The 13537-nt window shown below is 41.5% G+C and carries 13 protein-coding genes and 1 pseudogene; 11 read left to right on the top strand and 3 right to left on the bottom strand.

Features of this window, described 5'->3' with window-relative positions; translation table 11 throughout:
- Positions 1-2 precede the first annotated feature (2 nt).
- Positions 3-1928, bottom strand: coding sequence for a threonine--tRNA ligase (gene thrS, locus L3V25_RS00550; RefSeq protein ID WP_089124060.1), 1926 nt, complete (start codon positions 1926-1928; stop codon positions 3-5).
- Positions 1929-2259: 331 nt separating this feature from the next.
- Between thrS and L3V25_RS00555 the strand changes: the two genes are divergently transcribed.
- Together L3V25_RS00555 and L3V25_RS00560 are read left to right on the top strand one after the other, a co-directional pair.
- Positions 2260-2565, top strand: a complete 306-nt coding sequence (locus L3V25_RS00555) for a hypothetical protein (RefSeq protein ID WP_237293577.1) — start codon at positions 2260-2262, stop codon at positions 2563-2565.
- Positions 2566-2683: 118 nt separating this feature from the next.
- Positions 2684-3403: a DUF3581 domain-containing protein gene (locus L3V25_RS00560; protein WP_027695673.1), complete on the top strand. Its 720-nt coding sequence runs from the start codon at positions 2684-2686 to the stop codon at positions 3401-3403.
- Between the two features lie 126 nt (positions 3404-3529).
- On the opposite strand, the gene L3V25_RS00565 is transcribed toward L3V25_RS00560, so the two are convergent.
- Both L3V25_RS00565 and L3V25_RS00570 read right to left on the bottom strand, forming a co-directional pair.
- On the bottom strand, positions 3530-3745 hold the full coding sequence (locus tag L3V25_RS00565; RefSeq protein WP_027695672.1) for a DUF3820 family protein: 216 nt from the start codon (positions 3743-3745) through the stop codon (positions 3530-3532).
- Positions 3746-3837: 92 nt separating this feature from the next.
- Entirely contained in the window at positions 3838-4041 is a 204-nt protein-coding gene (locus L3V25_RS00570) for a chromosome partitioning protein ParA (protein WP_027695671.1), read from the bottom strand.
- Positions 4042-4350: 309 nt separating this feature from the next.
- On the opposite strand from L3V25_RS00570, the gene L3V25_RS00575 reads away from it, so the two are divergent.
- The 9 genes and pseudogenes from L3V25_RS00575 (at position 4351) to L3V25_RS00615 (ending at position 13507) form a co-directional block, all read left to right on the top strand.
- Positions 4351-5307, top strand: coding sequence for a MoxR family ATPase (locus tag L3V25_RS00575; protein ID WP_237293578.1), 957 nt, complete (start codon positions 4351-4353; stop codon positions 5305-5307).
- Entirely contained in the window at positions 5307-6287 is a 981-nt protein-coding gene (locus tag L3V25_RS00580; RefSeq protein WP_237294316.1) for a DUF58 domain-containing protein, read from the top strand. The genes L3V25_RS00575 and L3V25_RS00580 overlap by 1 nt, the downstream gene beginning before the upstream one ends.
- A complete protein-coding gene (locus L3V25_RS00585) occupies positions 6280-7020 on the top strand; it encodes a DUF4381 domain-containing protein (RefSeq protein ID WP_237293579.1) in 741 nt (246 codons plus the stop codon). The genes L3V25_RS00580 and L3V25_RS00585 overlap by 8 nt, the downstream gene beginning before the upstream one ends.
- Complete coding sequence (locus tag L3V25_RS00590; RefSeq protein ID WP_237293580.1) at positions 7013-7975, top strand: VWA domain-containing protein; 963 nt, start codon at positions 7013-7015, stop codon at positions 7973-7975. The genes L3V25_RS00585 and L3V25_RS00590 overlap by 8 nt, the downstream gene beginning before the upstream one ends.
- Entirely contained in the window at positions 7968-9917 is a 1950-nt protein-coding gene (locus tag L3V25_RS00595) for a VWA domain-containing protein (RefSeq protein WP_237293581.1), read from the top strand. The genes L3V25_RS00590 and L3V25_RS00595 overlap by 8 nt, the downstream gene beginning before the upstream one ends.
- Before the next feature lie 20 nt (positions 9918-9937).
- Positions 9938-11680: a BatD family protein gene (locus L3V25_RS00600; protein ID WP_237293582.1), complete on the top strand. Its 1743-nt coding sequence runs from the start codon at positions 9938-9940 to the stop codon at positions 11678-11680.
- Between the two features lie 50 nt (positions 11681-11730).
- Positions 11731-11892: pseudogene (locus tag L3V25_RS00605) on the top strand (IS481 family transposase); the annotation flags it as partial.
- Between the two features lie 332 nt (positions 11893-12224).
- Positions 12225-13205: a 6-phosphofructokinase gene (locus tag L3V25_RS00610; protein ID WP_237293583.1), complete on the top strand. Its 981-nt coding sequence runs from the start codon at positions 12225-12227 to the stop codon at positions 13203-13205.
- A gap of 14 nt (positions 13206-13219) precedes the next feature.
- Positions 13220-13507 (top strand): PTS sugar transporter subunit IIB, encoded by a 288-nt coding sequence (locus L3V25_RS00615; RefSeq protein ID WP_237293584.1) that lies wholly within the window; start codon positions 13220-13222, stop codon positions 13505-13507.
- Positions 13508-13537: the final 30 nt, after the last annotated feature.

Here is a 13537-nt window from a genome sequence, read left to right on the forward strand (position 1 = left end):
GGTTATTCCTCCAGATTGAGCTTACGGCTTGAAACATCGGCTTGAAGATAAGAAATGAAATCTTCAACTTTGAATTTACCGAGGTCCTTACCTTTACGTGTACGTACCGCAATTTCGCCAGCTTCCATTTCTTGGTCGCCACAAACGATCATGTAAGGCACACGCTTTAAAGTATGTTCGCGGATTTTAAAGCCAATCTTCTCATTTCTCAAGTCCGCTTTTACTTTAAAGCCAGATTTTTGCAATTTTTGTGCAACTTGTTGCACATAATCCGCTTGTTTATCTGTGATTCCGGTAATTACAGCTTGTTCAGGCGCTAACCAAGTTGGGAAGAAACCGGCATATTCTTCGATTAAAATACCGATGAAGCGCTCTAGTGAACCCAAAATTGCACGGTGAATCATCACTGGAACTAAACGTTCGTTGTTTTCACCAACATAAGTTGCACCTAAACGGCCTGGTAAGTTGAAATCAAGCTGAACCGTACCACATTGCCATGCACGATCTAGACAGTCGTATAATGTGAATTCAATCTTAGGCCCATAGAACGCGCCCTCACCTTCTTGGATTTCGTATGGAATATCCATCGACTCCAATGCCAGTTTTAGATCGCTTTCTGATTTATCCCAAATTTCATCACTACCTACACGCTGTTCAGGACGAGTTGACAGTTTCACAACGATATTTTCAAAGCCGAACGTGTTGTATACATCGTAAACCATCTTGATGCATTGCTTCACTTCGTCTTGAATTTGATCTTCTGTACAGAAAATATGCGCATCATCTTGAGTAAAGCCACGAACACGCATAATGCCATGTAGCGCACCTGATGGTTCGTTACGGTGACATGAACCAAATTCAGCCATACGTAATGGAAGATCACGGTATGATTTCAAACCTTGGTTAAAGATTTGAACGTGACCTGGGCAGTTCATTGGTTTAATCGCATATTCACGGTTTTCAGAAGAAGTGGTGAACATCGCATCAGCGTACTTGTCCCAGTGGCCAGAACGTTCCCAAAGCACACGGTCCATCATTAGTGGGCCTTTTACTTCTTGATAGTCGTACTCTGTTAATTTCTCACGTACGAACACTTCCAGCTCACGGAAAATAGACCAGCCATTGTGATGCCAGAACACCATACCCGGTGCTTCTTGCTGCATGTGGAATAAATCTAAGTGTTTACCGATTTTACGGTGGTCACGTTTCGCTGCTTCTTCTAAACGAACAAGGTGCTCTTTTAGTTGTTTTTTATCAGCAAATGCTGTGCCGTAGATACGTTGCAGCATTTTATTGTCGCTGTTACCACGCCAGTATGCGCCCGCAACATTCAATAAAGTGAAATGTTGGCAGAAGCTCATATTTGGTACGTGTGGGCCACGACACATATCAATGTATTCTTCATGATGATAAAGCCCCGGACGATCGTCACGTGCCACATTCTCATCTAAAATTTCGATTTTGTAACTTTCACCACGTGATTCAAAAGTATCACGCGCTTCTTGCCAACTAACGTTCTTCTTGATGACTTGATATTTGGTTTTCGCAAGTTCTTTCATACGCTTTTCAATCGCGTCTAAATCTTCTTGCGTTAAAGAATGCTCAAGATCGATGTCATAGTAGAAGCCTTTATCGATCGTTGGACCAATCGCCATTTTAGCTTCAGGGAAAAGTTGCTTAATCGCATGACCAAGCAAGTGAGCACATGAGTGGCGAATGATTTCTAAGCCATCTTCATCTTTAGCAGTGATGATTTCTAAGCTCGCATCATTTTCAATAAGGTCACACGCGTCAACACGGTTACCATCAACACGACCCGCGATGGTTGCTTTCGCAAGACCAGGACCGATTGATAAAGCAACATCCATAGTTGAAACAGCGTTGTCGAATTGGCGAGTACTGCCATCAGGAAGAGTAATTACAGGCATGATATATCCTATTTCCAGTGGTGCCACATACCAAGTAGCACATGAGTTTAAATTTAACCTACATAATCAGTAAGTTATAAAGAAGATAGTAAATCGTTTTCAAATATTTGGTACAAGTTTTAGTACTTAATAAAGCTTTTCCAAATATGAAAGCGAGTATTCTAAAGAAATTCACTGGAATTGAAAGATTTCAACGCAAAATAATATCCATTGGCTAAAGTTAGAGGTAGGTCTGTTATTTGACATTACCCTTACAAACTTACGTTCTATCCGCAACGATACACATTTGCCGTGGAGACTATATTCAAGGGAAGCGGTAAGGAATTACACTATGGTCAGCGCTAAAGATTTTGCCTCGTGGTTAAAGGATAAATTTATCAATGAGACACAAGGAGTCACGTTAACTCGGCGTGATATTAACCAACTGACAGGGCGTCAGGGCTTTAGCCTTGGGTTCGTGCACGATACTCACTACGAGTTGATGCAATATGGTATTGCCTTCGTTACGGATACGGCGCGTGAAAACTTTTATCTCATCCCAGTCAATGACTGCAAACACTGGCGTTCCGCACTTGAAAGTCAATTTGAGAAAGAGCTTTACTGCAATATCTACCCTATTGAGCGTTCTTCTGGTTAAGCTTTAATCTGCTAACCTTATAACATACAAAAGAAAATCAATTTATTTTCACTGGACTGACCAATTATGCTCGATTGTCATATATAATCTCGGCTGTTTTTTCTATTAGTAGTGAATTATGTTTCTAACACCTTATTTCTCAACTCAAGATAGCGCTTTCCAATTTACTCGTCAGCAAGCAAGTCATTTTGCTAAAAAAGTGGCGGGTGACTTCAACCCTATTCATGATGAAGACAGCAAACGTTTCTGTGTTCCTGGTGACCTTTTATTTGCCGTTTTATTGCAACAAGAAGGCATTAGCCAAAAAATGAGCTTCCGCTTTTCTGGCATGGTCTCTGATGGTGTTGCTTTACATATCGAAGAGAAAGGGCCTCAAGACAGTGCTTTAGTTGATGAAAATGGTAAAGAATACCTACTCATGCATCACGAAGGCGAAAAAAGCCAAGATCAAAACTTTATTGAACATGTCGTCACAAACTACGTTCAGTTTTCTGGTATGAATTTCCCACACATCATGGTTCCTCTAATGGAAGAAGAGCAGATGATGATTAATACTCAACGCCCTCTCGTGATCTACGAAAGCATGGATGTTGAGTTCTGCCGCTTAGATCTATCACATCCTGAAGTTGAGTTTACTGGTGCGACGTTTGATGTGACTGGCAAACGCGGCGTAGTAACGTTGAACTTTGCTTTTAAAGAAGATGGTGAAGTGGTAGGCAAAGGCGTGAAGAAGATGATCGCGAGTGGTCTGAAGCCTTACCAACAAGAAGATATTGATGAATTCGTAAATCGCTTTAATGCATGTAAGGCCGCTTTTACTGCCGAATATAACTCATAATTTTTCAGCTCAGCAGTCACTCCTTGCTACAGCTTATACATAAAAAAAGTGAAGCCCTCAAAGCTTCACTTTTTTTATGTTTGAAAGACTACTTCAAACCGATAGCAACTCAAAATCTATATCAACTCAACGCTTTAATGGTTTCACTAGGCTATCTAACCCTTCCACTTTTAATGCTAAGCATAATTTCAACAAATCCCCTAGCTCTCCTTTAGGGAACTCCGCTTTATTTTGAAACCACAGCAGATATTCTTCAGGTAGATCAATCAACATTCGCCCAGCATACTTACCAAATGGCATTGGCATACGAGCCAGCTTTATCAGGTTCTCTTTTTCTAACACTGTGTATTCCGTCTGAGGTTATTCCAATGCTTAAAAACAAACGCCTGCGGATAAAAGGCAGGCGTTAATTCAATCGTTCAACTCAAAGCAGATTAATGCACTGGACGCGCGTCATCATCATTAAACTTGCCAAAGTGCTCTTCAAGAACTTCAGGAGTTAGCTTACCTTCTGCTTCTAGTTGCTTAAGTTTTGCAACAATTGCTTTTTGCTCTTCAATACTTGGTAATGGCGTTTCTGGAGCTTCCGTCATCTCTGCCGACATTTGCTCTAGCTCTTTTTCAATATCATTACTCATGATCTAATTCCCAACGTTACAATTTATAAAATCAATTGCATTAATTCTAACGGCTTTGGCTCACAACTGCCAGAAAACCAGCTTGAAATGGCGATACCGAATCTTATATATGTCTTACTTTTGATTGTAGCTCTGATATTATGACCAAAAATCAAACATCTAAATTAAATCTCTTATTTTTAGTTTGTCACTAGAGAGAACTTTTTCACTCTCTAGCGGTCATAGAACTCAAGTTACAAATTGTCACATTCATCATTCGACGACATTTCATAAACGTATTTATCAGACATATCAGGAGATATTTTGACCATGCATTCGGACACTTTTGCCCAGCTCCAGCAATATTTGAACTCTCAAGTGATTGGCCAAAATGAACTAGTTAAACAATTATTAGTAGCACTACTCGCCGATGGACACATTCTAGTGGAAGGTCCTCCTGGGCTGGCTAAAACCCGTGCAGTTAAAGTATTAGCCGATTGTATTGAAGGTAATTTTCACCGCGTGCAATTTACTCCTGATCTTTTGCCAGCCGATTTAACGGGTACGGATATCTTCCGCCCTGAAACCGGAGAGTTTACCTTCCAAGCTGGCCCAATATTTAACTCATTAATATTAGCCGATGAAATTAACCGTGCTCCTGCTAAGGTTCAAGCGGCAATGCTAGAAGCGATGGCAGAAAAGCAAATTACGGTTGGACGAGAATCTTATAAATTACCCGACTTGTTCCTAGTGATGGCAACCCAAAACCCGATTGAACAAGAAGGCACTTACCCTCTTCCAGAAGCACAGTTAGACCGTTTCTTGCTTCACCTTGAAGTAGACTACCCAAATGCTGAAAGTGAGTTAGACATCTTGCGCCTTAACCGCGGTGAGGCTCAAGGTCAACTAGCCAGTCAACCGGTGAAGTTATCTCAACAAACCATTTTCGACGCTCGACAGGCAGCACTTTCGATCCACATGGCAGAAAATGTTGAGCAATACATTATTCGTTTGATCATGGCAACACGTCAGCCATCGCAATACAACCCACTGTTAGCAGAATGGCTACAAATGGGAGTGAGTCCTCGAGCCACTATTGCACTTGATCGTTGTGCTCGTGCGCATGCTTGGTTGGCAGGTCGTGATTTTGTAAGCCCTGAAGATGTTCAAGCCATGGCCTTCCCTGTTCTACGTCATCGTTTATTGCTCAGCTATCAAGCACAAGCTGAAGGCGTGACTTCTAACCGAGTGATCGCAGAATTACTGGCACAGGTTGGCAGTGCATGATGGAGCAAAAGTTACCCCCTTTTGCCACGGGCGTAGAATTAAGCTTAAAAGAACTGCTGTACTACAAAAGCCATACCGTGCACTGGCAGCCGCCAAGTAAAAGCCTATGGTCACAACTGAACGGCAGTCATACTAGTAGCCAAAAAGGTCGTGGGATGAATTTCTCAGAGGTTCGTCAATATCAAGCGGGCGATGATATTCGTTCTATTGATTGGCGAGTCACTGCACGTACCGGAAAAGCCCATACCAAACTGTTTACCGAAGAGCGTGAACAGCCCGTAATCTTATATTTGGATCTTAGCGCAAGCATGCGTTTTGGCTCTCAACTGTTATTTAAAACCGTTCAATGCGCACATCTCGCCAGTTTATTAAGCTGGCTCGCGGTAGAGCAAAAAGATCGCATTGGCGCAGTGATTGATATGGGAGACCGTTTGATTGAGCTAAAACCGACCGCTCGTCAGCAAGGAGCATTACATATTAGCCATCAATTGGTTGAGCTAAATAACGAGGCGATTAAACAGCTACAAGCTCAGCAGCAAGCCAATACAAAACCAGCGAAAGAATTACCATTCCAGCAAGTACTTCAAACCCTGCATCGTATGTGTCCGAAAGGCAGTGATATTGTTTTCATTAGTGATTTTAAGCGCTTAAACTTAGATGGAAAACCACTGCTGAATCAACTAAGACAACATAACCGATTACAGTTCATCCATATATTCGATCCTTTAGAAATGGGTAATACTGATTTTCGTGGCAGTGAATATGTTAGCAATGGCGAACAAACTCGCTGGTTGAACTTTGGGCAAAAAAATACCCGAACACAACTAAAAAACCGCTATATTGAACATCTCAATCAAATTGAGAAAATCTGTAAAAGTCTCGCTATTCCGATGCGTTCTTTATCATGCTCAGAACCTTTATTATCTCAACTAGGTGCACCTTCATCATCCGCACCAACTTCAGGAAATATCAATGAATAACGCCCCATTATCTGCGGTATCACAAGCGCAACCGGCTTTATCAGAGTCAGGTTCTCAAATGCTTCCTTTAGCGCCGCTACATTTGCCGACAGAACCCGGCTTGTGGCCTATTGCTTGGGGATGGTGGGCTTGCGCGGCCATCATTATCTTGGCGATCATCATTGCGCTGATTATTGTCTCTCGTTATAAAAAACGCCGTTTAGCGAAAAAGGCCGCACTGCGGTTACTGGCGCAAAATAGCAATAAACAACAAGGCCAGAAAAAAGTCGCCACCGCCAATGATCTACTTCGCCAGGTCTGCTTGTCTTATTATCCAAGACCTATGCTTGCCAGCTTACATGGCGAACGTTGGTACACATTTTTAGATGAACAACATCCATTGAATAAAAACAATTTCCAAGCCAACCAGCAAGAATGGCAGACCGCGTTATATAAAAAACAAGACGTTTCACCAGAGCTTGCAGACCAACTTTACCAACAAGTAGAAGAATGGATCACCCAATCACTACCACCAAGCAAAAAGAAAATCAAAGCTGCTCAACAAGCATTTAAGCAATCGGCCAGTGATCTGAATGATGGTGTCGTTTCAGCTGCTCGTCCTGCCAGCCAATCACCAAAAGCACCAAAAGCACCAAAAGCACCAAAATCATTAATCGAAAAAGAACGAGTTCTCAACGAACTTGAGTCCAAAGTTCAAAACCCAGCAGATAAAGGTTCCAAAGACGATGTTTGAGTTTCATTGGGTGTGGGTGTTTCTCGCCTTACCACTGCCCTTGATTGTTTATTGGTTTGCCCCAGCTCATCAACCTAGGGCTGCCATTGTTTTACCTAACCTACCAACAGAGGGCAATGTTCAACAAAAACAACATATTGGACTTAAAGCTCTTGCTATCATTATCTGGCTATTATTAGTCACCGCGGCAGCAAGACCAATATGGTATGGAAAACCTGTTGAATTCCAGCCGAAACATCGCGATATGATGCTAGTCGTCGACTTATCCGGTTCGATGGCGCAAGAAGACATGAATTCACCTTCAGGCTATATCGACCGTTTAAGCGCAGTGAAACAAGTATTAACCGACTTCATCGCCAAACGAAAAGGCGACCGTTTAGGGTTAGTATTATTTGCTGATCACGCCTATTTGCAAACCCCACTCACGCTCGATCGCACCACCGTATTGCAGCAGTTAAACCGTGCCCAATTAAATATGATAGGTACTCAAACTGCGATTGGTGAAGGCTTAGGTATTGCCACTAAAACCTTTATCAAAAGTGAAGCTGAGCAGCGCGTTATTGTACTACTCAGTGATGGTAGTAACACCGCGGGCGTCATTGACCCAATTGAAGCGGCTAATATCGCCAAAGAAAATCACGCCATTATTTATACCGTTGGCGTAGGTGCGGGTGAATTACAGGTAGATAGCTTCTTTGGTAGCCGTACCGTGAATACCGCTCAAGACTTGGATGAAAAAACGCTCACTGAAATTGCACAAATGACTGGCGGCAAATACTTCCGCGCTCGTGATCAAAAAGAATTGAACGAAATTTACAACACCATCAATCAGTTACAACCGGTCAGTAATGCGACACAAACCTGGCGACCACAAACTGAATGGTTTACTTATCCGCTCGCTTTAGCGTTGATTTTGTCATTCATCCTTGCCGTATTAAGGAGACGACATGTCTGATTTCCAACTTCTTAATCCTACTTGGTTATACGCCATTATTCCTGCCGTATTACTTAGCGTATGGTTGTATCGAAAACCAAAAACCACCAGCTTAATTGCTAATCATTTAAGTCAGCAATTAGGGCTAGATCAAACCAAAACACACAGCTCAGTCGTTGGAGTATTACTCACTGCTTGGCTGATTGCCATCGTCGCTCTAGCTGGTCCAAGCTTTCAGAAACAGCAGGTTCCGAGCTTTGGTGTAAATAATGCACGAGTGATCGTGATGGACATGACTTTATCGATGTACGCCACCGATCTTGCGCCCAACCGCTTAACTCAAGCTCGCTACAAAGTCATGGATTTACTGCCAGCATTGAAAGAAGGCACCACCGGGCTAGTCGCCTACTCGGCCGATGGTTATATGATCAGCCCACTCACCCATGATGCCAACACGCTGAAAAATTTAATTCCAAACTTATCTCCCGATATCATGCCGACTCATGGCAGTAATGCGGGTGCTGGCGTGAAAAAAGCCATTGATATGTTGACTCAAGCAGGCCACCAGCAAGGTGACATTATTTTAGTCGCTGATGGATTAAGTTCTGCGGCATCAGACAACATCGCGACCCAACTTAAAGGCACTAATTGGAATTTATCTGTGATGTCAGTTGGCACCGCACAAGGCGCACCGATTCGCCTACCGAGTGGCGATATGTTTACTCATAATGGTGTCACCGTAGTTGCGAAAGCCGATCTCAACGCACTGCAATCATTAGCTCAAACGGGGCACGGTGTTTATACCGCGCTTCGCACCGATGATGTCGATATTCAAACGCTTGCCCAAGCCCTCAATCATGTGGAATTGAAAACCAATAAACAAAACAAAGGATCGCCAGAATTGGAAGTACATATCAATAATGGTTTTTGGCTATTACCTATCTTGCTTATTTTTGCTCTTGGCGCATTTCGCCGTGGTGGAATTTTCAGCCTAGCACTTTTAGTTAGCCTACCCTTGCTGCAACCTCAAGATGCTTTCGCGGCGCAAGAAACCCAACCAAAGACGACGCCTGAATCTGGTTTTGAACTGTCATCGGTATTTAAAACGCCCGACCAGCAAGGCTACCAATCCTATCAAGCCAAAGATTATGCAAAAGCCGCTACGCAATTTGAAAGCCGTGCGTGGCAAGGCACATCTCAATATCAGGCAGGTAATTACCAAGCGGCAATTCAATCTTTGCAAGGCTTAAAAGATGAAGACTCTCGCTACAACTTAGCCAATGCACAAGCCCAAGCTGGTCAGTTAGAGCAAGCGAAACAAGGTTATGAAGACATCTTAAAAACCAATCCAAATCATGCTGATGCGAAAAAGAATTTAGAGATCGTCAATAAAGCTTTGCAGCAACAACAAAACCAAGACGATAAAAATAACAAACAAGATGATCAGCAAAAGAACGATAAAGACTCTCAAAATCAACAGTCTAAAGATCAACAGTCGCAAGACAAACAAGACCAAAACTCGAAGGGAAATAACGCTCAAGATAAGTCGTCTCAAAGCGAGCAATCACAAGACTCACAATCGCAAAACAACCAAAACAAATCAGCTCAAGACCAAAAGCAAGATTCTCAACAAAATCAGAATCAATCTGAGCAAAGTGAGCAAGATAATAAAGATCAGCAAAATAGCTTTCAGCAGAACAGCGAAGAAAAGTCTAAACAGCAGCGGGCTCAAGCTCAACAACAAGCAGAACAATCAAAACAGAAAGAAGAGCAACAAAAACAGCAAGCGATGGCTGCAAGTGAGCAAGATAAAAACAACCCAGCGGGTAACACGGTCGCGGTTGATCCAAAACTCAATAAACTAGAACAGATCCCTGATGATGCAAGGCGCTTACTACAAGCTCAAATGGCGCTTGAAGCCCAGCAAAACCCGCAACCAGAATCTAACGGTCAGCAATGGTAATTCGACGAATGGAAAACACAATGTATTCAATCTTTTCTCAACTATTGTCTCAGCTAAGCGCTTCAAAACTAAAACGTGCTTACCATAAACAGTTCGCCCTATTCAGCGCTGTTTTAATGTCACTTGCGATAAGCCAAAGTGCATTTGCCAATGATATACAGGCGACCGCTTCCGTCTCACAAACCCGTTTAAGCACCAATGAAGTATTTAATCTACAAGTGGCATATATGGGCGCAGCTCACCGAGAAGATTTCGACCCAAGCGTATTAGATAAAGATTTCACTCAAGGTACAGTACAATTTGGTTCATCGCGTTACAGCGTTAATGGCAAAGTCACATTAAGAAGTGAATGGAACATCAGCCTGGCGACCAATAAATCCGGTAACGTTATCATCCCAAGCTTTGAAATTAATGGTGTTAAAACCGATCCCATTACCTTGCATGTCAGCAACGATCCAAGCACGCCAAAACAAAGCGACCTCATTAGCTTTGATGACAGCATTTCAAAAACCACTTTATACCCAAAAGAGATGGCAACATTTACCTCTCGCTTATTGGTGAAGACCGATCCTCGTGGTTTGCAAAACACCAACCTCACGCCACCTTCAGGTGATGGATTAAGCATCGAGCCTATCGGCCAACCTAACCAATATCAAAAAATCATTAATGGCATTGAAACCACGGTTGTAGAACAAGAGTATCGTGTAACCGCCGAACAATCTGGAACGCATCAGCTTATCCCTACTCGCCTACAGGCCTCTGTGATTAGTATCAGCCGCACAACCGGTACCCGTCGCATTGTGCCTGTCGATGTGCAATCAGACCCTATCACCTTAACCGTGAAAGAAAAGCCCGCTTCGTATCAAGGCGCATGGCTGCCTACCCAATCACTCACCTTGCAACAAGGCTGGCAGGACAGTGAAGGAAACATGCTAGATTCATCTACCACTATAGATGCCACGGTTGGTCAACCGATTACCCGAATTCTCGCCCTAGTAGTGCAAGATGTGAGCGCAGAAAGCTTGCCTGATATTAAAATTGACTACCCAAATTCAGTACGTGTTTACAGCGAAAAACCAAAATTTGGCCAAGATAAATCCGGCAATACCGTTATGACTCTAAAACAAGTCATCATGCCGAAAAAATCCGGTGACATTACACTACCGTCAGTAAGCGTGCCTTGGTGGAACTCAAAAGCCAATCAAGCAGAAACCGCCAAAGTAAATGGAATCACTCTAAAAGCGAAAGTAGATGAGAATGCGCTGCAGCCAGCACAAACGCCAAACATACAGCCAGAAACTACAACTAACGCTGTCGAAAGTAATAAAGCCGCTGAACCTAAAAACGCTTCTACAGCGAATAGTTCTAACGCAAGTTTTTGGCCATACACGACTGCTCTATTCGCCGCTTTATGGCTAATAACACTAGTACTGTTCGTGCAACAAAAGCGTAAACAACCTCAACTACCAACGGAGGAAATAACACCAAGCAAAGCACAACCAAATAGCTTTATTGATGCGGTTAAATCCAAAGACGGTGCAAAAATTCAAAGTGCTTTTGCTCAATGGCAAACTCAGCATTCAAATGTAGCCACCGATCTCAAACACAGTATCCAGTCAGAGATCAACGCATTAATGGCAAGCTTATACGGCCCTCAACAGCAAGATTACGACATTCAAACCTTACTGAAATTAATTAAACAAGCAGAAAAACAAAGCAAGAAAAAACCAAATAACAAACAAGATGAGATCGCTAAGCTGTAGGTAAGAAGTAAATAGCCAAAGCCAGAAACAAAACACCCCATTGATATTTGATCAATGGGGTGTTTTTTGTCGACAGAATTGAGTTATCTGTTCAAACACCTCAATCTGAAAAAGTATCTCAGTACTACCAAATCAAGAAGAGAGGTTTCAGGAGCGGAATTACAAACTCGATCTCCCGAACTAAGCTAAGAAAATTAAAACTATCTCTATGAATAACACAAATTTAAAAAGCAAATACACAAACCCTACTCCTCCGTCAAATAATCCCCGAAAATAAATGCTACTTTCATCACATTATGAACTTAACATTAAAATACAAACCTCATCAAATTACATTTCAACCAGAAAATAAAAATAACAAATAAAAAACAAAGACTTAAAAAAACAATTCACACTCATCATAGTGACATTAATCACAAAAATAACCGTTGATTTCTATGTTAAACAAAGGATTCAACGCTTAACCAGTTTAGTTTTGTGACTTGATTCAAAAAAATATTCCTAATAAAAGCCAAAATTAACACATCAACGCTTAGGAGTAATTATGAAAATAGCAATCGCAATCAGTGGAGGAGATGCCGTTGGTATAAATAACTTCCTACTACAAATAGCTAAACTTACCAATTCAGAAATATTACTTTATGACGGAGGAATAACAGGATTACTAAACAACAAGGTTAAAGAGGTTAGTTATTGTGACTTAATTGATTATGCTTCTTCTGCTATGCCTATATTAAATTCAGGAAGAACAGAGGAAATACTAATTGAAGAAGAATATATTAAAATCGTAAAAAACCTCTGTAAAACTAAAGTCGATGTATTAATTTTAGCTGGCGGTGATGGGTCCTTACAGTTTCTAAATAAATTATCTCTTTATGGCGTTAATTGTTTTGGTGTCGGTATGACCATCGATAACGATGTTAGTGGTAGCGAATATACCATTGGGTTTGCAACCGCTTGTGAGCAAATAAGGATAGAGGTTCAAAAGCTTCGAATGACGGGACGTGCACTTCCTAGCCGAGTTTTTATGGTTGAATTACTCGGGGCATATTCTGGAGAACTCGCATTGCAGTCATCTATAAAATCGAATGCCGATATCGCTTTAATTCCTGAATACCCAATCAGTGATGAAGCATTAGCCAATAAGATAAATCAATCACTTAAAGTTCAAAACTCCGTCATCATCTTGTGCTCTGAGGGCTATACAAAAGAGTACTACCCAGGCTTTCAAGGGGCTATTGACACTGTTATTAAAAATTTAGAACCACTGGTATGTACTCGAATTCGCAAGGCAATTATGGGCTTCAGTCTGCGTTCAGGAGAACCTTGTTGTGAAGAAATATATCAAGGAACCTTAATGGCAAAAGAAGTCATTCGTTGCCTAGAATCGGGGCTCACAAATAAAGCAATAATTATAAACTCTAGCAATAAAGCAATCCCCATTGATTTATCAAGTATACAAAGGAGAAAAACAGAAAAGGAAGACCACTATGTAAAATTAGCTAAAGAACTAAATATAATCTAATAAAAGGATATAACATGATTAAAGTACTCTGTGTGTGTGGATGTGGATTAGGCTCAAGCTTTGCAATTGAAATGAGCGCAAAAACCGTTTTAAAGAAATTAGGGGTAGATTTCACAATCGATCATACCGATGTGTCCGGCGCAAGTGCATTTGATTACGATGTAATATTAACTCAAAAAACATTTGCCGATGTTTTAAGTTCTGATGCGACAGAAACCCAAACATCAAAAATAATATCCCTCAATAAATTAACCGACAAAAAAGAAATAGAAGAAAAACTCACTCCTTTTTTAAGTATTTAATTAAAAAAGACCAACAAAAAAATAATACAT

This window comes from Vibrio sp. CK2-1 (genome assembly GCF_021726515.1).
Classification (GTDB): domain Bacteria; phylum Pseudomonadota; class Gammaproteobacteria; order Enterobacterales; family Vibrionaceae; genus Vibrio.

Bases quoted from the DNA above. Each gene is read 5' to 3' on its own strand.
- thrS (WP_089124060.1), bottom strand. From the start codon at position 1,928: ATGCCTGTAATTACTCTTCCTGATGGCAGTACTCGCCAATTCGACAAC.
- L3V25_RS00555 (WP_237293577.1), top strand. From the start codon at position 2,260: ATGGTCAGCGCTAAAGATTTTGCCTCGTGGTTAAAGGATAAATTTATC.
- L3V25_RS00560 (WP_027695673.1), top strand. From the start codon at position 2,684: ATGTTTCTAACACCTTATTTCTCAACTCAAGATAGCGCTTTCCAATTT.
- L3V25_RS00570 (WP_027695671.1), bottom strand. From the start codon at position 4,041: ATGAGTAATGATATTGAAAAAGAGCTAGAGCAAATGTCGGCAGAGATG.
- L3V25_RS00575 (WP_237293578.1), top strand. From the start codon at position 4,351: ATGCATTCGGACACTTTTGCCCAGCTCCAGCAATATTTGAACTCTCAA.
- L3V25_RS00580 (WP_237294316.1), top strand. From the start codon at position 5,307: ATGGAGCAAAAGTTACCCCCTTTTGCCACGGGCGTAGAATTAAGCTTA.
- L3V25_RS00585 (WP_237293579.1), top strand. From the start codon at position 6,280: ATGAATAACGCCCCATTATCTGCGGTATCACAAGCGCAACCGGCTTTA.
- L3V25_RS00590 (WP_237293580.1), top strand. From the start codon at position 7,013: ATGTTTGAGTTTCATTGGGTGTGGGTGTTTCTCGCCTTACCACTGCCC.
- L3V25_RS00595 (WP_237293581.1), top strand. From the start codon at position 7,968: ATGTCTGATTTCCAACTTCTTAATCCTACTTGGTTATACGCCATTATT.
- L3V25_RS00600 (WP_237293582.1), top strand. From the start codon at position 9,938: ATGTATTCAATCTTTTCTCAACTATTGTCTCAGCTAAGCGCTTCAAAA.
- L3V25_RS00610 (WP_237293583.1), top strand. From the start codon at position 12,225: ATGAAAATAGCAATCGCAATCAGTGGAGGAGATGCCGTTGGTATAAAT.
- L3V25_RS00615 (WP_237293584.1), top strand. From the start codon at position 13,220: ATGATTAAAGTACTCTGTGTGTGTGGATGTGGATTAGGCTCAAGCTTT.